We start from the raw sequence: 15,015 nt of genomic DNA on the forward strand, positions 1-15,015 counted from the left end.
GGTTACACCCGCTTCTGGTCGAAGTCGGCCTTGCGGCCGGTGCCGTACTTGCGCAGCGCACCCTCGGGGCCGCTCGCATTGGGCCGAATGAAGATCCAGTTCTGCCACGCCGTGAGGCGGCCGAAGATCCGGGTCTCCATGGTCTCGGGGCCGACGAACCGGTGGTTCGCCTCCATGCCGGTCAGGGCGTCGGGGCTCAGGGAGGCCCGCTCCTCGAGCAGGATGCGGATCTCGTCGGTCCAGTCGATGTCGTCCGGCGCGTCGGTGACCAGGCCGGCCTCGTCGGCGTCGACACCGGTGAGGGGCTCGTCGCGCGGGACCTGGATCTCCTCGCCGTAGAAGCGGGACTCCAACCGGGACAGCCCGTTGCCCATCGGGAACGTCCCGAACTGCGCGTTCGTGACGACGAGTGTGGCCGGCTCGGTCGCCTCGGCGCCGCTGGGCAGAGAGGCGTCGGCCGCGTCCTCGAAGACCCCCTCGAGCATGTACTGGCGGTCGCAGGCCAGGGCGAGCTCGAGGAACGGCCCGGCGAAGCAGCTGCCCGGCTCGATCAGCGCGATGAGGCTGCGGCTGGTGACGTCGAGGCGCTTGAGGGTCCGCTTGAGGAACCGGGTGGTCTCGGCGACGAGCCAGTCGTCCTGGTGCTCGGCGATCAGGCGGTCGGCGGCGAGCGCGTTCTCGACCGCACCCTCGGTGAGGACCAGCCACGTGCCGATCTCGAGCTCGTTGGTGCGCAGCCGCAGGATCGCGTCGTCGAGCTCGCGGGTGACGGCGAGCAGCGGGTGGTCGGCGCCCTGCTCGTGGAGGTCGGCCGGCCGGTCGCTCATGGGCGGCACCGCGACGACGAGCGTGGCGGTCCGGGCGTCCCGGTCGATGGTGACGCGGACGTGGTCGTAGGTGATCGCGTCGTCGGTGATGGTGCGCCGCAGCGGGGTCCACGTGATGCCCTGCGCGTCGGCCGGGCGGTCGCCCTTGAGCTCGTCCGCGCGCTCGGCCACGACGCGGTCCCACTCCCGACGCGGCACGGCCTCGTCGACGAGCTTCCACTCGACCGCCTTGCGCCCGCCGAAGCCCTCGGACTTCGTCGCGAAGACGTCCGCGCGGTCCTTGCGCACCCGGCGCTTGTCGATGACGCGGGTGAGCCCCCCGGTGCCGGGCAGCACGCCGAGCAGCGGGACCTCGGGGAGGCTGACGGCGGACGACCGGTCGTCCACCAGCAGGATCCGCTCGCACGCCAGGGCCATCTCGTAGCCGCCGCCGGCGGCGGTGCCGTTGAGCGCGGCGATCCAGGTCTGGCCCGCGGCGGACATGTCCTCGATGCCGTTGCGGGTCTCGTTGGTGAACTTGCAGAAGTTCACCTTCCACGGGTGGCTCGACCCCGCCAGCATCCGGATGTTCGCGCCCGCGCAGAAGTTCGAGTCCTTGCCGCTGGTCAGCACGATGCTGCGCACCTGCGGGTACTCGAAGCGCAGCCGCTGGGTGAGGTCGTGGAGCTCGATGTCGACGCCGAGGTCGTAGGAGTTCAGCTTCAGCTCGTAGCCCGGCACGAGCCCGCCGTCCTCGGCGACGTCGAGGTAGACCGTCGCGGTCTCGCCGTCGACGGTGAACCGCCAGTGCCGGTAGCGATCCGGACTCGTGTCGAAGTCGACCTGCGGGACGCGTTCGAGCCCCGCCACCTCGTTGACCGGATCCTCGAGGACCGTCACCGTGGAGCCTCCCCTTGTCGTCTGGGCCACATTCTACGACACTGTGACGTAGTGGGGAAGACCCGTAGACAATCGCGGAGGTGGTCGCCGGTGACCGAGTGGACCTGGACGGCGGAGCCGACGCCGGTGTGGGACGCGGACAAGGCGGACGCCTTCTCCCCCGCCGGACCGGGCCTGCACGGGCTCGGGTCACCCGCCGACGGGGACGCCCTGGGCGACGCGTGGTGGCGGGTGTCGGCGGACGACGGCTCGGTGGCCGCCTTCGGCCGGCTCGACGACACCTGGGGCGACGCCGAGGTCCTCGTCGCGGTGGTCCCGGCGTTCCGGGGCCGCGGCGTCGGCTCGTGGGCGATGAACCGACTCACCGACGAGGCCGCCGCCCGCCAGCTGAACTACGTCTACAACGTCGTCCCGGAGAACCACCCCGACCGCGAGGGCGTCGCCGCGTGGCTCGCCGCCCAGGGGTTCGACGCCCGGGACACCGGCGAGCTCCGCCGCCGCGTCCGGGTCACCGAGCGGGCGGGCGGGGCGCACTCGCCGTCGTAGCTCGAGGTCGCCCGAACCGTACGAACGGGCCGTTCGTCACGGTAGAAGGTGACGAACGGCCCGTTCGTACGGAAAGCGGGGAGCCCTCACATCGTCTTGGCCCCGTCGATCGCCTCGCGCAGGAAGTCCGCGTGCCCGGCGTGCTGGGCGGTCTCGGCGACGATGTGCATCGCCACGCGCCGCACCGACCGGGTCGCGCCCGCCGGGAACCACGGTGCCTCCGGGAGCGGGTACGACACGTCGAGGTCGGCCTCGGCGACGAACGCGTCGGTCTCGTCGGCGACCTGCGCGTAGTAGGTCCGCATCGCCTCGAGCGTCTCCCCCTCGAGCAGGTTGAACTCGTCGTGGCGCAGGTCGCCGGTGGCCAGCCGCTCCTGGATCACCGGGTCGTCCCAGTCGACCTCCGGCCACTCCATCGCCATCGCCGACGGGCCCTCCTTGGCGAACGCGAGCCACCCCGCCTCCGTCTGGGCCACGTGCTTCACCAGCCCGGCGAGGTTGAGCACCGAGAACGTCGTCGTCCGCACCCGGGCCTGCTCCTCGGTGAGCCCGTCGACGGTCTGCAGGAAGAGCGCACGGTGCATCTGGAGGGTCTCGACGAGGTCGCGACGCTCGCCGGTCAGGGTGCTCGGGTCGGTGCTCACGGGGACCTCCGGGGTGACGCTCATGGGACCTGGCTCCTTCATCGCCGCTGGTAGGAGCAACGTTAGGAGGCGATGCGGTCAGGTCCGGTCCGCCTTCCCCACGGAGTTCCGGCACGTCCGCCGAGTGCTGCACCACGCAGGTTCTGCGGCCCCGGAACCTGCCCCATGTCGCATTCGCGACGAGGGCGACCGGGCCGCCAGGCTGCCCGCGCCGAGTGCTACAGCACGCAGGTCCGCGGCCCCCGGAACCTGCGCCATGTCGCACTCGGTGAGCCGCACCCGAGGCCCGGCCACCGTGCCCCCGGCGAGTGCCACACCACGCAGGTCCGCGCGCCCCGGAACCTGCCCCGTGTCGCACTCGATGAGCCGCACCCGAGGCCCGGCCACCGTGCCCCCGCCGAGTGCTGCACCACGCAGGCCGACGGGGCCCGGAACCTGCCCGGTGCAGCACTCGGCGTCAGCGCTGCAGCACCGCCAGCTGCACGTCCGCGACCCGCTCCCCCAGCTCCCGCGGGGTCAGCGGACCGTCGGGGCGGAACCACTTGTAGGCCCAGTTGGCGGCGCCGAGACAGGTGTTCACGTAGAGCCGGGTCGGCATCCCCAGGTCCGTGCCGGTGTGAGCGAGGTGGGCCTCCACGGCGTCGTGCACCACCGCCTCGAAGGCGCGACGGCGTTCGAGGATCGGCTCCGCGAGCTCGGGCGGGAGCTCCGACTCCTCCTCGAAGCAGATCTTCAGCAGGTCGCGGTGCTCGCAGGTGTAGGCGACCCGCTCCACGATCAACCCGCGCACCGCGTCGAGCGGGGTCGCCGCGGCGGCGACGATCGTCCGGGCCGAGGCGAGGCTCTCGTCGAGCACCTGCTCGTAGACCTGGACCAACAGGTCCTGCTTGGTGGCGACGTAGTGGTAGAGCGTGGGCTTGGAGAGCCCGACCCCCGCGGCGACGTCGTTCATCGAGGTCGCCCGGTAGCCCCGTCGGCTGAACACCCCGACGGCGGCCGCGAGGATGCGCTGGCGCTGCTCCTCCGCCCGACTGCCGTTCGCTCGGGGTGTCACGGCCACCGTCCCTGGACAATTGACGAATCGGAGTGATCCAGCTTACGTTCGTCCGACCGGTCGGTCGAGAGACGAGGGTGGCGGCGTGGCGTTCGACCTCGACGAGGCGCACGAGGACTTCCGGGCGGCGGTCCGCCGCTTCACCGACGAGCGGATCCGGCCCGTGGTGGACGAGTCCGAGCGCGCGGGCCACCCGCCGGAGCGGCTCTGGAAGGAGATGGGCGCCGCCGGCCTGCTGGGGTTGCTGACGCCGGCGGAGTTCGGCGGGTCGGCCGGGGACGGCGGCGAGTGCACCGCGGTCACCGTGCTCGCCGAGGAGCTCTCCCGGGCCTGCGGCGGGATCGCCGTGGGTGCCCTGGTCAGCGCCTACATGGCCGGCCCCCACCTGGTCCGGTACGGCACGCCCGCCCAGCGCCAGGACTGGGTCGAACGCATCGCCGCGGGCACCGCGATCGCGTCGATCGCCGTCACCGAGCCCGGCGCGGGCTCCGACGTCGCCGGCATCACCACGAGGGCCACCCGGACCGAGGACGGGTGGCGCCTCGAGGGCCGGAAGATGTACATCACCAACGCCGGCCTCGCCCACGTGCTCGTGATCGGCGCCCGGACCGACGCCACCGGCCACCGCGGGATCACCACCTTCGTGGTGCCCGCCGACACCCCGGGTCTCTCGGTGGGGCGGCCGCTGCGCAAGCTCGGCTGGCACTCCTCCGACACCCGCGAGGTGGTCCTCGACGGCGTGGAGGTCGGCGCCGACGCCGTGCTCGGCGCCGAGAACCGCGGCTTCTACCAGATCATGGAGGCCTTCCAGCTCGAGCGCGTCGTGCTCGCCGCCATGGGCCTGGGGCACGCCGCCGAGGCCCTGACCACGGTCACCGAGTATGTCCGGGGCCGGGAGGTCGCGGGAGCACCGCTGACCGACCTGCAGACCGTCCGCCACCGCATCGCCGCCGCCGAGGTCGACCTCGAGGCCGCGCGGGCCCTCACCTACCAGGCCGCCGACCGCCTCGACCGCGGCCACCCGGAGGCCGGCCGCTCGGTGGCCGCCGCCAAGTACTTCGCGGCGAAGGTGGCCGACCACGTCGTCGACGAGGCGCTCCAGCTCTTCGGCGGCGCCGGGTACCTCGAGGAGACCCCGGTGGTCCGCCACCACCGCGACGTCCGCATCCTGCGCATCGGCGGCGGCACCGACGAGATCCAGCTGGAGATCCTCTCGAAGCGTCTGGTGGCCTCGTGACTCCCCGCAACGGCCGCCGCCCGGCGTGGGAGGTGTCGGCGCCCGTCCCCCCTGGGGCGCCGGCACCTCCCTCGGCGGACGACGTGCTCGTGGCCGCCGACCGGGCGCGGGCCGGCGGGGACACCAGCCGGTACCCGGGCACCCTCACCGCCCGGGAGCGCCTCGCCGTGCTGCTCGACGCGGACTCCTTCGTCGAGGACGGGCTGCTCGCGGGCGCGCTGCCGGCCGACGGCGTGATCACGGGCGTCGGCGCGGTGGAGGGCCGGCCGGTGGCGGTGATCGCCCACGACTTCGGGGTCAAGGCCGGCTCGTGGGGCGAGCTGACGTGCGAGAAGCAGATCCGCATCCTGGAGCGCGCCGACCGCGACCTGCTGCCGGTGTTCTACCTCGTCGACTCCGCGGGCGGCCGGCTCACCGAGCAGATGGGCTTCTTCCCCGGACGGCGCGGGGCGAGCGCGATCTTCCGGCTGCAGGTCGCGCTCTCCGGACGGGTCCCGCAGATCTGCTGCCTGCACGGCCCGTCGGCGGCGGGCGGGGCGTACATGCCCGCCTTCACCGACTGGGTGGGCATGGTCGAGGGGCGCGCCTCCATGTTCCTCGCGAGCCCGCGGGTCGCCGAGAAGGTGACCGGGGAGCGCACAGGAGAACAGGAGATGGGCGGCGCCCGCATGCACGCCGAGGTCTCCGGCTGCGGGGACGCGGTGTTCGACGAGGACTGGCAGGCGGTCGCGGCGGCGCGGCTGCTGTTCTCCTACCTCCCGAGCGACTGGACCGCGCGACCCGGCGTCGGGGACTCCCACGACCCGGAGGAGAGCGACTGGGCCGGTGTCATCCCCGACGACCCGGTGACCGGCTACGACGTGGTCGAGGTGATCGACCGCCTCGTCGACGCCGGCTCGTTCTTCGAGGTCAAGCCGGACTGGGCGCCGGAGATCGTGGTCGGGCTGGCCCGGCTGGAGGGCCGCGTGGTGGGCCTGGTGGCCAACCAGCCGAGCGTGCGCTCGGGCGCGATCCACGTCGACTCCGCCGACAAGGCCGCCCGCTTCGTCTCCTGGTGCGACGCCTTCAACGTCCCGCTCGTGTTCCTCCAGGACGTGCCGGGCTTCATGGTCGGCGTCGAGGTCGAGCGCCAGGGGATCATCCGGCACGGCGCGAAGCTGATCGCCGCGATGAGCTCCGCCGAGGTGCCGAAGTTCTCGGTGGTGCTGCGCAAGGCCTACGCGGCGGGCTTCTACGCGATGTGCGCGCCGGGCTTCGAGCCGCGGGCGACCATCGCCCTGCCCAGCGCGTTCGTCGGGGCGATGGGCCCGGAGGCGTCGGTCAACGCCGTCTACGCCCGCAAGATCGCCGACATCGCCGACGAGACCGAGCGCGCCGCCTTCGTCGCCGAGCGCGTCGAGGAGCACCGCGCCGAGATCCACCTCCTGCGCATGGCCTCCGAGCTCGTCGTCGACACGATCGTGCCGCCCGAGGGGCTCCGCGCGGAGCTCGCGACGCGCCTGCGCCACGCCGACGGGTGGACCCGCTCCGCACCGCGTCGTCACCACCTGAACAGCCCCGTCTGACCCCGCCTCGAGGAGGAGCCGGCCATGGACGACTCGCTCGGTGCCCTGATCTCCGCACCGCTGATCCCGCTCCGCCCCGGGCAGCGGTCGGCCCGGTACGCCGACGAGATCGCGCACGCCCGCGCCCTGCACGACGCCGACCCGGACGACTACTGGGCCTGGGTGGCCGGGCAGCACCGCTGGTTGCGGCCCTACGACACCGTGCGCACCGGCGAGCTCGGCGACTTCCGCTACTTCGACGGCGGCCTGATCAACGTGGCGGACAACTGCGTCGACCGGTGGGCCGAGACCGTGCCGGATCGGCCCGCCGTGGTGTGGGAGGGCGAGCCCGGCGACACCCGCACCCTCACCTACGCCCAGCTCGCCGACGAGGTCTCCCGGCTCGGGGCCGGGCTCACGGCGCTGGGCGTCGGCCGGGGCGACGTCGTCGCGATCTCCATGCCCAACCTCGTCGAGGCGTTCACCGCGATCCACGCGTGTAACCGGATCGGCGCGGTCTACACCGTGCTGTTCTCCGGGTTCGGCCGTGACGCCGTGGCCTCCCGGCTGGCCTCGGCCCGCGCGAAGGTCGTGGTCGTCGCCGACGCCATCTACCGGCGCGGGAAGCCGATCGGACTGCTGGACACCCTGCGCGCCGCCCTCCCGGACGCCCCGAGCGTCGAGCACGTCGTCGTCGTGGACCGCACCGGCGACGCGGTGGGCCTGCGGGACGGCGAGACCTCCTACTCCGCGCTCGTCGACGCCCACCCCGAGGGCAGCGAGCTCGTCCCGCTCGATCCCAACGACCCGGCGTTCCTGATCTTCACCTCCGGCACCGAGTCGACGCCCAAGGGCGTGGTGCACTCCGTCGGCGGGTTCCTGCTCGGGACCTGGGCGAACGCGCACTGGCAGACCGCGATCACCGACGACGACGTCTACTGGGTCGCCGCGGACGTCGGGTGGCTGACCTTCCCGATCCAGGCCGTGATCGGCGGGCTGGCCAACGGCGCCACGATCGCCTGCTACGAGGGCGCGCTGGACACTCCGACGACGGCCCGGTTCTACGAGATCTGCGAGCGCCACGGCGTCACGAAGGTGCTGTGCGCCCCGACCGTGCTGCGGATGCTGCGGAAGTTCGGCGACCCGCTGGCCCACGACCATCCCCTCCCCCGGCTCGCCCTCGTGACCGTGCAGGGCGAGCCCCTCGACGGCGAGACGTTCGCATGGGCCACCGACACTCTCGGCGTCCCCGTGGTCAACGCCTACGGCCAGACCGAGACCGGGTCGACGTGGACCTACCCGGTCGCGGGGGTCGACGACCTCAAGGCGGGCTCCGCGGGCACCACGCTCCCGGGCCACGCCTGCCGGGTGGTGGACGACGACGGGAACCCCGTGCCCGACGGGACCAAGGGCAACCTCGTCATGACGAGGCCCTTCCCCACCCTCGCGCGCACGGTGTGGGACGACCACGACCGCTACCTCGCGACCTACTTCTCCCGCTTCCCCGGCTGCTACGCCACGAACGACGAGGCCGTGGTCGACGCGGACGGGCACCTCTGGGTCCTGGGCCGGGCCGACGACGTCATCAACGTCGCCGCCCACCGGCTCTCGACGATGGAGATCGAGGCCGTCGTGGGATCGCACCCGCTGGTGGTGGAGGCCGCCGTCGTCGGGATCCCGGACGACACCAAGGGCACCGTCCCGGTCGCGTTCGTGACGACGACCGGGGAGAGCGGAGACGTCGCGCGGGAGGTCACGCAGCTCGTCGGCGACACCATCGGCGGGCTCGCGCGCCCGGACCGGGTGATCGTCACCGGCGCCATGCCGAAGACCCGCACCGGCAAGATCATGCGCCGGCTGATGCGCGAGGTGCTGCTGTACGGCGAGGCGCGCAGCGACACCTCCGCGCTGGAGGACCCGTCGAGCCTGGACACGCTGCGGGCCGCGGTCTCCGTCGCGGACCGGACGTGAGCCTCCCGTGCACGACTACGACCTCGCCGACCGCACCATCGGGACGATCCTCGCGGACAAGGCCGCCCGGATCGGCGACCGGACGTTCCTGACCGCCGGCGACCGGCGCTGGACCTACGCCGACGCGCACCGGCTGACGAACGCGCACGCCGAGGGCTTCCGACGGGCGGGGGTCGCCCGCGGAGACCACGTGGCCCTCCTGCTCGGCAACCGCCCCGAGCTGCTCTGGGCGCTGTGGGGACTCGGCAAGCTCGGGGCCGTCGCCGTCCCGCTCAACACCGCCGCACGCGGCGACCTGCTGGTCTACCTCCTCGACCAGTCCGAATCGTCGTTGCTCGTCGCCGAGGACGACGCCCGGGACCGCGTCGACCCCGCGGTGGCCCGGGTGCCCGCGGTCCGGGCCGTCCTCGGGCCGGACGACCTCGCGCGCTTCGCGGACCTCCCCGCCGACGACCCCCCGGAGGCCGCCGAGGTCGCCTCGTCCGACCCGCACCTGATCATGTACACCTCGGGGACCACCGGCCCGTCCAAGGGCGTGGTCTCCCCGCACTCGCAGGGTCACGCGGTGGGGCGGGCCATGACGCTGCACTCCGGCTACCGCAGCGACGACGTCCTCTACACCTGCCTGCCCGTCTTCCACGCCAACGCCCTCTGGTTCACGATCTACGCCGCGCTGTGGGCCGAGGCGACCGTGGCGCTCTCCCCGGGGTTCTCGGCGCGACGCTTCTGGTCGGAGGTCCGGGCGAGCGGGGCGACGGTGTTCAACGCGCTCGGCGCGATGGCCAACATCATCTGGCAGCAGCCGGCGGGGCCCGCCGACCGGGACCACGCGGTGCGGATCGCGATGGTCGTGCCGACGTCGCGGGAGCTGGTGGAGGGCTTCCGGGAGCGGTACGGCATCACCGTGACCTCCGTCTTCGCCATGACCGAGAACTGCGCGGTGACGGTGTTCGGGCCCGACGACCCTCCGGAGAAGGCCGCGTCCGCCGGGCGGGTCCGCGAGGTCGACGTCCAGATCGTGGACGACTCGCACGGCCCGGCCCACGTCCTGCCGCCCGGTGAGGTCGGCGAGATCTGCGTCCGGCCGTCGGAGCGCGGGTCGATGATGCTCGGCTACCACGCGATGGCCGAGGCGACGGTCGCGGTGACCCGGGACCTGTGGTTCCACACCGGCGACCGGGGACGGCTGGACGCCGACGGCTACCTGTACTTCTCGGACCGCAAAAAGGAGGCCATCCGCCGGCGCGGCGAGAACATCTCGGCCCACGAGGTGGAGACGGTGCTGTGCCGCCACCCCGCGGTGCTCGAGGCGGCGGCCGTCCCGGTCCCCTCCGACCTCGGCGAGGACGACGTCATGGCCTGGCTGGTCCCCGCGCCGGGTTCCGAGATCGACTTCGCGGAGGTCGTCGCCTTCTGCGTGGAGCACATGGCCTACTACATGGTCCCCCGCTACCTCGCCTGCCTCGAGGCGCTGCCGAAGACGCCGAGCGAGAAGATCGAGAAGTACAAGCTCGCCGTCTCCGCCCGGGAACGGCTCGGCGAGCTCTGGGACCGCGAGGCCGCCGGCATCCGGGTCGGGCGGCCGTGACGGCCCCGGTGCTGACCCGCGACGACGGGCCCGCGGTCCACGTGACCATCGACCGCCCGGAGGCACGGAACGCCCTGTCCCCCGCGGTCCTCGCCGGCCTGCGGGACGCCCTCGACCACGCCGAGGAGGCCGGCGCGGGGATCGTCGTGCTCCGCGGGACCGGCGGCACCCTCTCGGCCGGCGCGGACCTGCACCACGTCCGGCGGATGCTCGCCGACGGCGCCCGCGACGAGCTCGGGGCCTACCTCGTGGACATCGGCGCGGTGTGCGACCGGCTGGAGAGCGGCCCGTGGGTCTCGGTCGCGGTCGTCGAGGGGTACGCCCTCGCCGGGGGCTGCGAGCTGCTCCTCGCGTGTGACCTCTCCGTGGTCACCGAGGACGCCCTCGTCGGGGACCGGCACCTCGAGCACGGGCTCCTCCCCGGCGCCGGCGGCTCGGTCCGGCTGCCCCGTGCGCTGCCCGCCCCGCTCGCCCGGCGGCTGCTCTACACCGGCGAGATGATCGACGGCGCGACCGCCGGGGCCTGGGGCCTCGTGAGCCACACCGCCGCCCCGGGCGGGAGCGAGGAGGTCCTCGCGGCCCTCGTCGCCCGCCTCGCCCGCCACGGCCCGGACGCCCTGGCGCGCATGAAGCAGCGGTACCGGGCGGCCGCACCGGCCGCGGACCCCGGGCTGCTCGCCGCCGAGCGCGCGGCGCTGCTCGAGCACCTGACGACGTCCCGCACCGTCACCGACGGGCTCGCCGCGTTCGCGCGCCGGACCCGGAACCCCCAGGAGGCCCCGTGACCCACGCTCCCCCGACGTCGGTCTCCGGCCGCTGGTTCGAGGACCTCGAGGTGGGCACCGTCGTGCACCACGCGGTCCGCCGGACCGTGACCGAGACCGACAACGTGCTGTTCACGACCATGACGATGAACCCGGCGCCGCTGCACCTCGACCACGACTACGCCGCGCGCACCGAATTCGGGCGGCCCCTGGTCAACAGCATGTTCACCCTCGCGCTCGTCGTCGGGATCTCCGTGCCGGAGCTGACGCTGGGCACGATCGTCGCCCAGCTCGGCCTGGACGAGGCCGTCTTCCCGAAGCCGCTGTTCCCGGGCGACACGGTGCGGGTGGAGACCGAGGTCGTCGAGGCACGGGCGTCCGGCTCCCGCCCGGACGCGGGCATCGTCGTCTTCGCCCACCGCGCGCTCAACCAGCACGACGAGGTCGTCTGCCGCGTCCGCCGGACCGGCCTGATGCACCGGAGGCCCACGTCATGACCGACACCACGCAGGCGAGGACGACCTCCCCGGCGACGATGCGCCGGGTGGCGGCGTCGGTCCTGATCGGGACGACGATCGAGTGGTACGACTTCATCCTGTACGGCTCGGCGGCCGCGCTGGTGCTGGGGCCGCTGTTCTTCCCGGGCGGCGACCCGGTGGCCTCGACGCTGCTCGCGTTCTCGACCTTCGCGGTCGGCTTCGCGGCCCGCCCGCTGGGCGGCGTGGTCCTCGGCCACTTCGGCGACCGCGTCGGCCGCAAGAAGATGCTCGTGCTCAGCCTGTCGATGATGGGCGTCGCGACCGCGCTGATGGGGCTCCTGCCCACCTACGAGACGATCGGCGTGGCGGCGCCGGTCCTGCTGGTGCTCCTGCGCCTGGTCCAGGGCTTCGGCGTCGGCGGCGAGTGGGGCGGCGCGGTGCTCACGGCGGTGGAGTACGCGTCCCCGGCCCGGCGGGGCTTCTACGGCAGCCTCCCCCAGGTCGGCGTCCCGGCGGGACTCTTCCTCGCCAGCGGCGCCTTCTTCCTGGTGTCCCTCATGCCCGAGGAGAGCCTGCTGGCCTGGGGCTGGCGCATCCCCTTCGTCGTCAGCATCGTGCTCGTCGGCATCGGGCTGTTCATCCGCAGCCGCCTCGAGGACACGCCGGTGTTCGCGCGGCTGGGCGAGCAGGGCCGCGCGAAGGTCCCCGTCCTCGACGCGCTGCGCCGCTACCCGCGCCAGATCCTGCTGGCCACCGGCTCCATGATCAGCACCGGTGCGTACTTCTACATCGTCAACACCTACGCGCTCTCCTACGCCAAGAGCTCCGGGACGCAGACCAGCGGCGCGATGCTCGGTGCGGTCCTGCTGGCCGCCCTCGTGTCCGTGGCCACCCTGCCGTTTTTCGGCGGCCTCGCGCAGCGCCGCGGACGGCGGACGATGATCGTCGTCGGCCTCGCGGCGATGGCGGTCTGGATCTTCCCGACCTTCGCCGCCATCGACAGCGGGAGCGTGGTCCTGCTCTGCGCCGCCTACGTGGTCGGCGCGGTGCTCTTCGCCGTCTCCTACGGCCCGCAGGCCACGTTCATCACGGAGCTCTTCGACGCCTCCGTCCGCTTCAGCGCCTCGTCCACGTCGTTCCAGCTCGGGGTCCTGCTCGGTGGCGGGATCGCGCCGATCGTGGCGACGGCACTCGTCGCGGGGACGGGCACGTCGATGTCGGTGGCGGGGTACGTCGCCGCGCTGTCGCTGCTGTCCCTGGCGTGCGTGCTCCTGGTACGGCGCAGCGACCTCGAGCACGGCAGCCGGGACCTGGGCGGGGAGGCGGCGTGATCAGCACCTACCTCGAGGGCGTCCGGGTCGGCGACCGCCACGTCAGCCGGTCCCGCACGGTCACCGAGACCGACATCGTCTCGTTCGCGATGTTCTCCGGGGACTGGCACCCCATCCACGTCGACACCGAGTACGCGGCGGCGGACGAGCGTTTCGGCGGGCGGATCGCGCACGGCGCCCTCGTCCTGTCGGTGGCCCTCGGGCTCGTGGAGTTCTGGCCGCCCGCGATGAAGGCGTTCTACGGCATCGACCGGCTGCGGTTCGTCGCCCCGACGAGGATCGGGGACACGCTGCACGTCGACACCGAGGTGCTCGAGGTGACCCCGCACGGGGCCGACGCCGGGGTCGTCACCTCCGCCTTCGTCGTCCGCAACCAGCGCGGGGAGGATGTCCTCGTCGCGACGCTGAAGACCCTCGTCGCGCGGGAGGGTTCCTGATGGCCGTGCCGCGGTCCCTGCTCTTCGTCCCCGGCGGCCGCGCCGACATGATCGCCAAGGCGCCGCGGTCGGGCCCCGACGCGATCGCGGTCGACCTCGAGGACGCCGTCGCCCCCGGCGACAAGGAGTCCGCCCGGCGCACGGCGGTCGAGGGCCTTCCCGACGCCGGGGCGCTCGTCCTGGTGCGCGTCAACCCGCCCGCCACCCCGTGGCACGACGACGACGTCGAGGCCGTCGCCGCGACCGCGGCCGGGGTGGTCCTGCCCAAGTACGAGGACCCGGCCCAGCTCGCGGACCTGCGGGACCGCATCGGCGACCGGCCCGTCGTCGTCGGGATCGAGACCGCGCGCGGGGTGGCCCGGGCGCGGGACCTGCTCGACGGCGCCGGCGTGACCGCGGCCTACTTCGGCGCCGAGGACTACATCGCCTCGGTGGGCGGCCGGCGGACCCCGTCGAGCCACGAGGTGCTGTTCGCCCGCTCCGAGGTGCTGCTCGCGGCGCGGCTGGCGGGCGTCGGCGCGCTCGACCAGGCCGTGGTGACCGTCCGCGACACCGACTTCTTCCGCCGCGACGCCGCCGAGGGCCGCGACCTGGGCTACGACGGCAAGATCTGCATCCACCCGACGCAGGTGACGCTCGCCCACGAGGTGTTCACGCCCTCCGAGGAGGAGGTGGCGCACGCGCGGGACGTCGTCGAGGCCGGGCGGGCCGGCGTCGGCGTGGTGAACGGCGAGATGGTCGACGACGTGCACCTGCGGATGGCGGCGGCGGTGCTCGAGCGGGCGGGAGACGCAGCGGAGCGGAGCTCGACCCAGGCAGCGGAGAAGGCATGAAGCTCGGCCTGATGCTGGCGGGCGACGCCGACGACGTGCCCGAGGTGGCCCGCTGGGCGGAGGACGTCGGGTTCGACCTGGTGGCCGCCGGCGAGCACGTGCTGTTCGGCAGCCCGACGTCGAACGCGTTCGTCTCGCTCGCGGCCGCCGCGGCGGTGACGAGCCGGGTCCGGCTGCTCTCCGCGGTGACCCTGCTGCCGCTCTACCCGGCGGCGCTGGCGGCGAAGATGGCGGTCACGCTCGACCGGGTCTCGGGCGGGCGGTTCGAGCTCGGGGTCGGGGTCGGTGGCGAGAACCCGGCGGAGTTCGCGGCGGTCGGGGTGCCGGTGAGCGCCCGGGGCCGCCGGACCGACGAGGCGCTCCCGACGGTGCGGACCTACCTGCACGGCGGGTCGGTGGCGGGGCACGCGATGGACCCGCCGCCGGTGCGGCCGGTGCCGATCTGGATCGGCGGCCGCTCCGAGGCCGCGATGCGCCGGGCCGGGCGTGCGGGCGACGTGTGGATGCCGTACCTGTGCAGCCCGGACCGGGTCGCCCGGGGCCTGCGGTTGGTCGACGACGTGGCGGTCGAGCAGGGCCGCGGACCGGTCGGCGGCGGGCTGCTCGCCTGGTCGGCGGTGGCGGACTCGCGCGCGGAGGCGCGCCGCCTCGCCGTCGGGAAGCTCCAGGAGATCTACGGGCAGGACATGGACCGGATCGTCGACGCGTGCGTCCCGTACGGCACCCCCGACGACGTGGCCGCACGGTTGCGGGAGTACGCCGACGCCGGGGCGGAGCAGGTGCTCTACGCGCCGCTGAGCCCGGACCGGGAGCTGGGCGCGGCCCTGTGTGACCGGTTGCATCCGCGTACCAGATAGTAGGACTTCCGAGTAACCGAGGGG

The 15,015-nt window shown here is 73.5% G+C and carries 14 protein-coding genes; 11 read left to right on the forward strand and 3 right to left on the reverse strand.

The genetic code is table 11. The annotated features are described in order from the left end of the window. Positions 1–2: 2 nt before the first annotated feature. On the reverse strand, positions 3–1,706 hold the full coding sequence (boxC, locus tag WCD74_RS00380; RefSeq protein ID WP_337692824.1) for a 2,3-epoxybenzoyl-CoA dihydrolase: 1,704 nt from the start codon (positions 1,704–1,706) through the stop codon (positions 3–5). 90 nt (positions 1,707–1,796) lie between these two features. Here boxC and WCD74_RS00385 point away from each other — a divergent pair, with 90 nt between their 5' ends. Next, positions 1,797–2,252 (forward strand): GNAT family N-acetyltransferase, encoded by a 456-nt coding sequence (locus WCD74_RS00385; protein ID WP_337692825.1) that lies wholly within the window; start codon positions 1,797–1,799, stop codon positions 2,250–2,252. A gap of 86 nt (positions 2,253–2,338) precedes the next feature. On the opposite strand, the gene WCD74_RS00390 is transcribed toward WCD74_RS00385, so the two are convergent. Together WCD74_RS00390 and WCD74_RS00395 are read right to left on the reverse strand one after the other, a co-directional pair. After that, the gene (locus tag WCD74_RS00390) at positions 2,339–2,920 is read right to left on the reverse strand and encodes a DinB family protein (RefSeq protein WP_337692826.1); all 582 of its coding nucleotides are present in this window, start codon (positions 2,918–2,920) and stop codon (positions 2,339–2,341) included. Between the two features lie 433 nt (positions 2,921–3,353). Further along, positions 3,354–3,950 (reverse strand): TetR/AcrR family transcriptional regulator, encoded by a 597-nt coding sequence (locus tag WCD74_RS00395; RefSeq protein ID WP_337692827.1) that lies wholly within the window; start codon positions 3,948–3,950, stop codon positions 3,354–3,356. An 85-nt stretch (positions 3,951–4,035) separates the two neighbouring features. Between WCD74_RS00395 and WCD74_RS00400 the strand changes: the two genes are divergently transcribed. The 10 genes from WCD74_RS00400 (at position 4,036) to WCD74_RS00445 (ending at position 14,991) form a co-directional block, all read left to right on the forward strand. Then, complete coding sequence (locus WCD74_RS00400) at positions 4,036–5,187, forward strand: acyl-CoA dehydrogenase family protein (protein WP_337692828.1); 1,152 nt, start codon at positions 4,036–4,038, stop codon at positions 5,185–5,187. A gap of 89 nt (positions 5,188–5,276) precedes the next feature. Further along, on the forward strand, positions 5,277–6,752 hold the full coding sequence (locus tag WCD74_RS00405) for an acyl-CoA carboxylase subunit beta (RefSeq protein WP_337692829.1): 1,476 nt from the start codon (positions 5,277–5,279) through the stop codon (positions 6,750–6,752). A 24-nt stretch (positions 6,753–6,776) separates the two neighbouring features. Beyond that, positions 6,777–8,702 (forward strand): AMP-binding protein, encoded by a 1,926-nt coding sequence (locus tag WCD74_RS00410; RefSeq protein WP_337692830.1) that lies wholly within the window; start codon positions 6,777–6,779, stop codon positions 8,700–8,702. A 7-nt stretch (positions 8,703–8,709) separates the two neighbouring features. Then, the gene (locus WCD74_RS00415) at positions 8,710–10,290 is read left to right on the forward strand and encodes an AMP-binding protein (protein WP_337692831.1); all 1,581 of its coding nucleotides are present in this window, start codon (positions 8,710–8,712) and stop codon (positions 10,288–10,290) included. After that, on the forward strand, positions 10,287–11,075 hold the full coding sequence (locus tag WCD74_RS00420; RefSeq protein ID WP_337692832.1) for an enoyl-CoA hydratase/isomerase family protein: 789 nt from the start codon (positions 10,287–10,289) through the stop codon (positions 11,073–11,075). Before WCD74_RS00415 ends, WCD74_RS00420 begins: the two co-directional genes overlap by 4 nt. Continuing rightward, a complete protein-coding gene (locus tag WCD74_RS00425) occupies positions 11,072–11,551 on the forward strand; it encodes a MaoC family dehydratase (protein ID WP_337692833.1) in 480 nt (159 codons plus the stop codon). The genes WCD74_RS00420 and WCD74_RS00425 overlap by 4 nt, the downstream gene beginning before the upstream one ends. Next, positions 11,548–12,864, forward strand: coding sequence for an MFS transporter (locus tag WCD74_RS00430; RefSeq protein WP_337692834.1), 1,317 nt, complete (start codon positions 11,548–11,550; stop codon positions 12,862–12,864). The genes WCD74_RS00425 and WCD74_RS00430 overlap by 4 nt, the downstream gene beginning before the upstream one ends. Beyond that, positions 12,861–13,301, forward strand: coding sequence for a MaoC/PaaZ C-terminal domain-containing protein (locus WCD74_RS00435; RefSeq protein ID WP_337692835.1), 441 nt, complete (start codon positions 12,861–12,863; stop codon positions 13,299–13,301). The genes WCD74_RS00430 and WCD74_RS00435 overlap by 4 nt, the downstream gene beginning before the upstream one ends. Then, positions 13,301–14,134, forward strand: a complete 834-nt coding sequence (locus WCD74_RS00440) for an HpcH/HpaI aldolase/citrate lyase family protein (protein ID WP_337692836.1) — start codon at positions 13,301–13,303, stop codon at positions 14,132–14,134. The genes WCD74_RS00435 and WCD74_RS00440 overlap by 1 nt, the downstream gene beginning before the upstream one ends. Continuing rightward, positions 14,131–14,991 (forward strand): LLM class flavin-dependent oxidoreductase, encoded by an 861-nt coding sequence (locus WCD74_RS00445; RefSeq protein WP_337692837.1) that lies wholly within the window; start codon positions 14,131–14,133, stop codon positions 14,989–14,991. Before WCD74_RS00440 ends, WCD74_RS00445 begins: the two co-directional genes overlap by 4 nt. Positions 14,992–15,015 lie beyond the last annotated feature (24 nt).

The organism is Actinomycetospora aurantiaca (genome assembly GCF_037401875.1).
In the GTDB taxonomy this organism is placed as follows: Bacteria; Actinomycetota; Actinomycetes; order Mycobacteriales; family Pseudonocardiaceae; genus Actinomycetospora; species Actinomycetospora aurantiaca.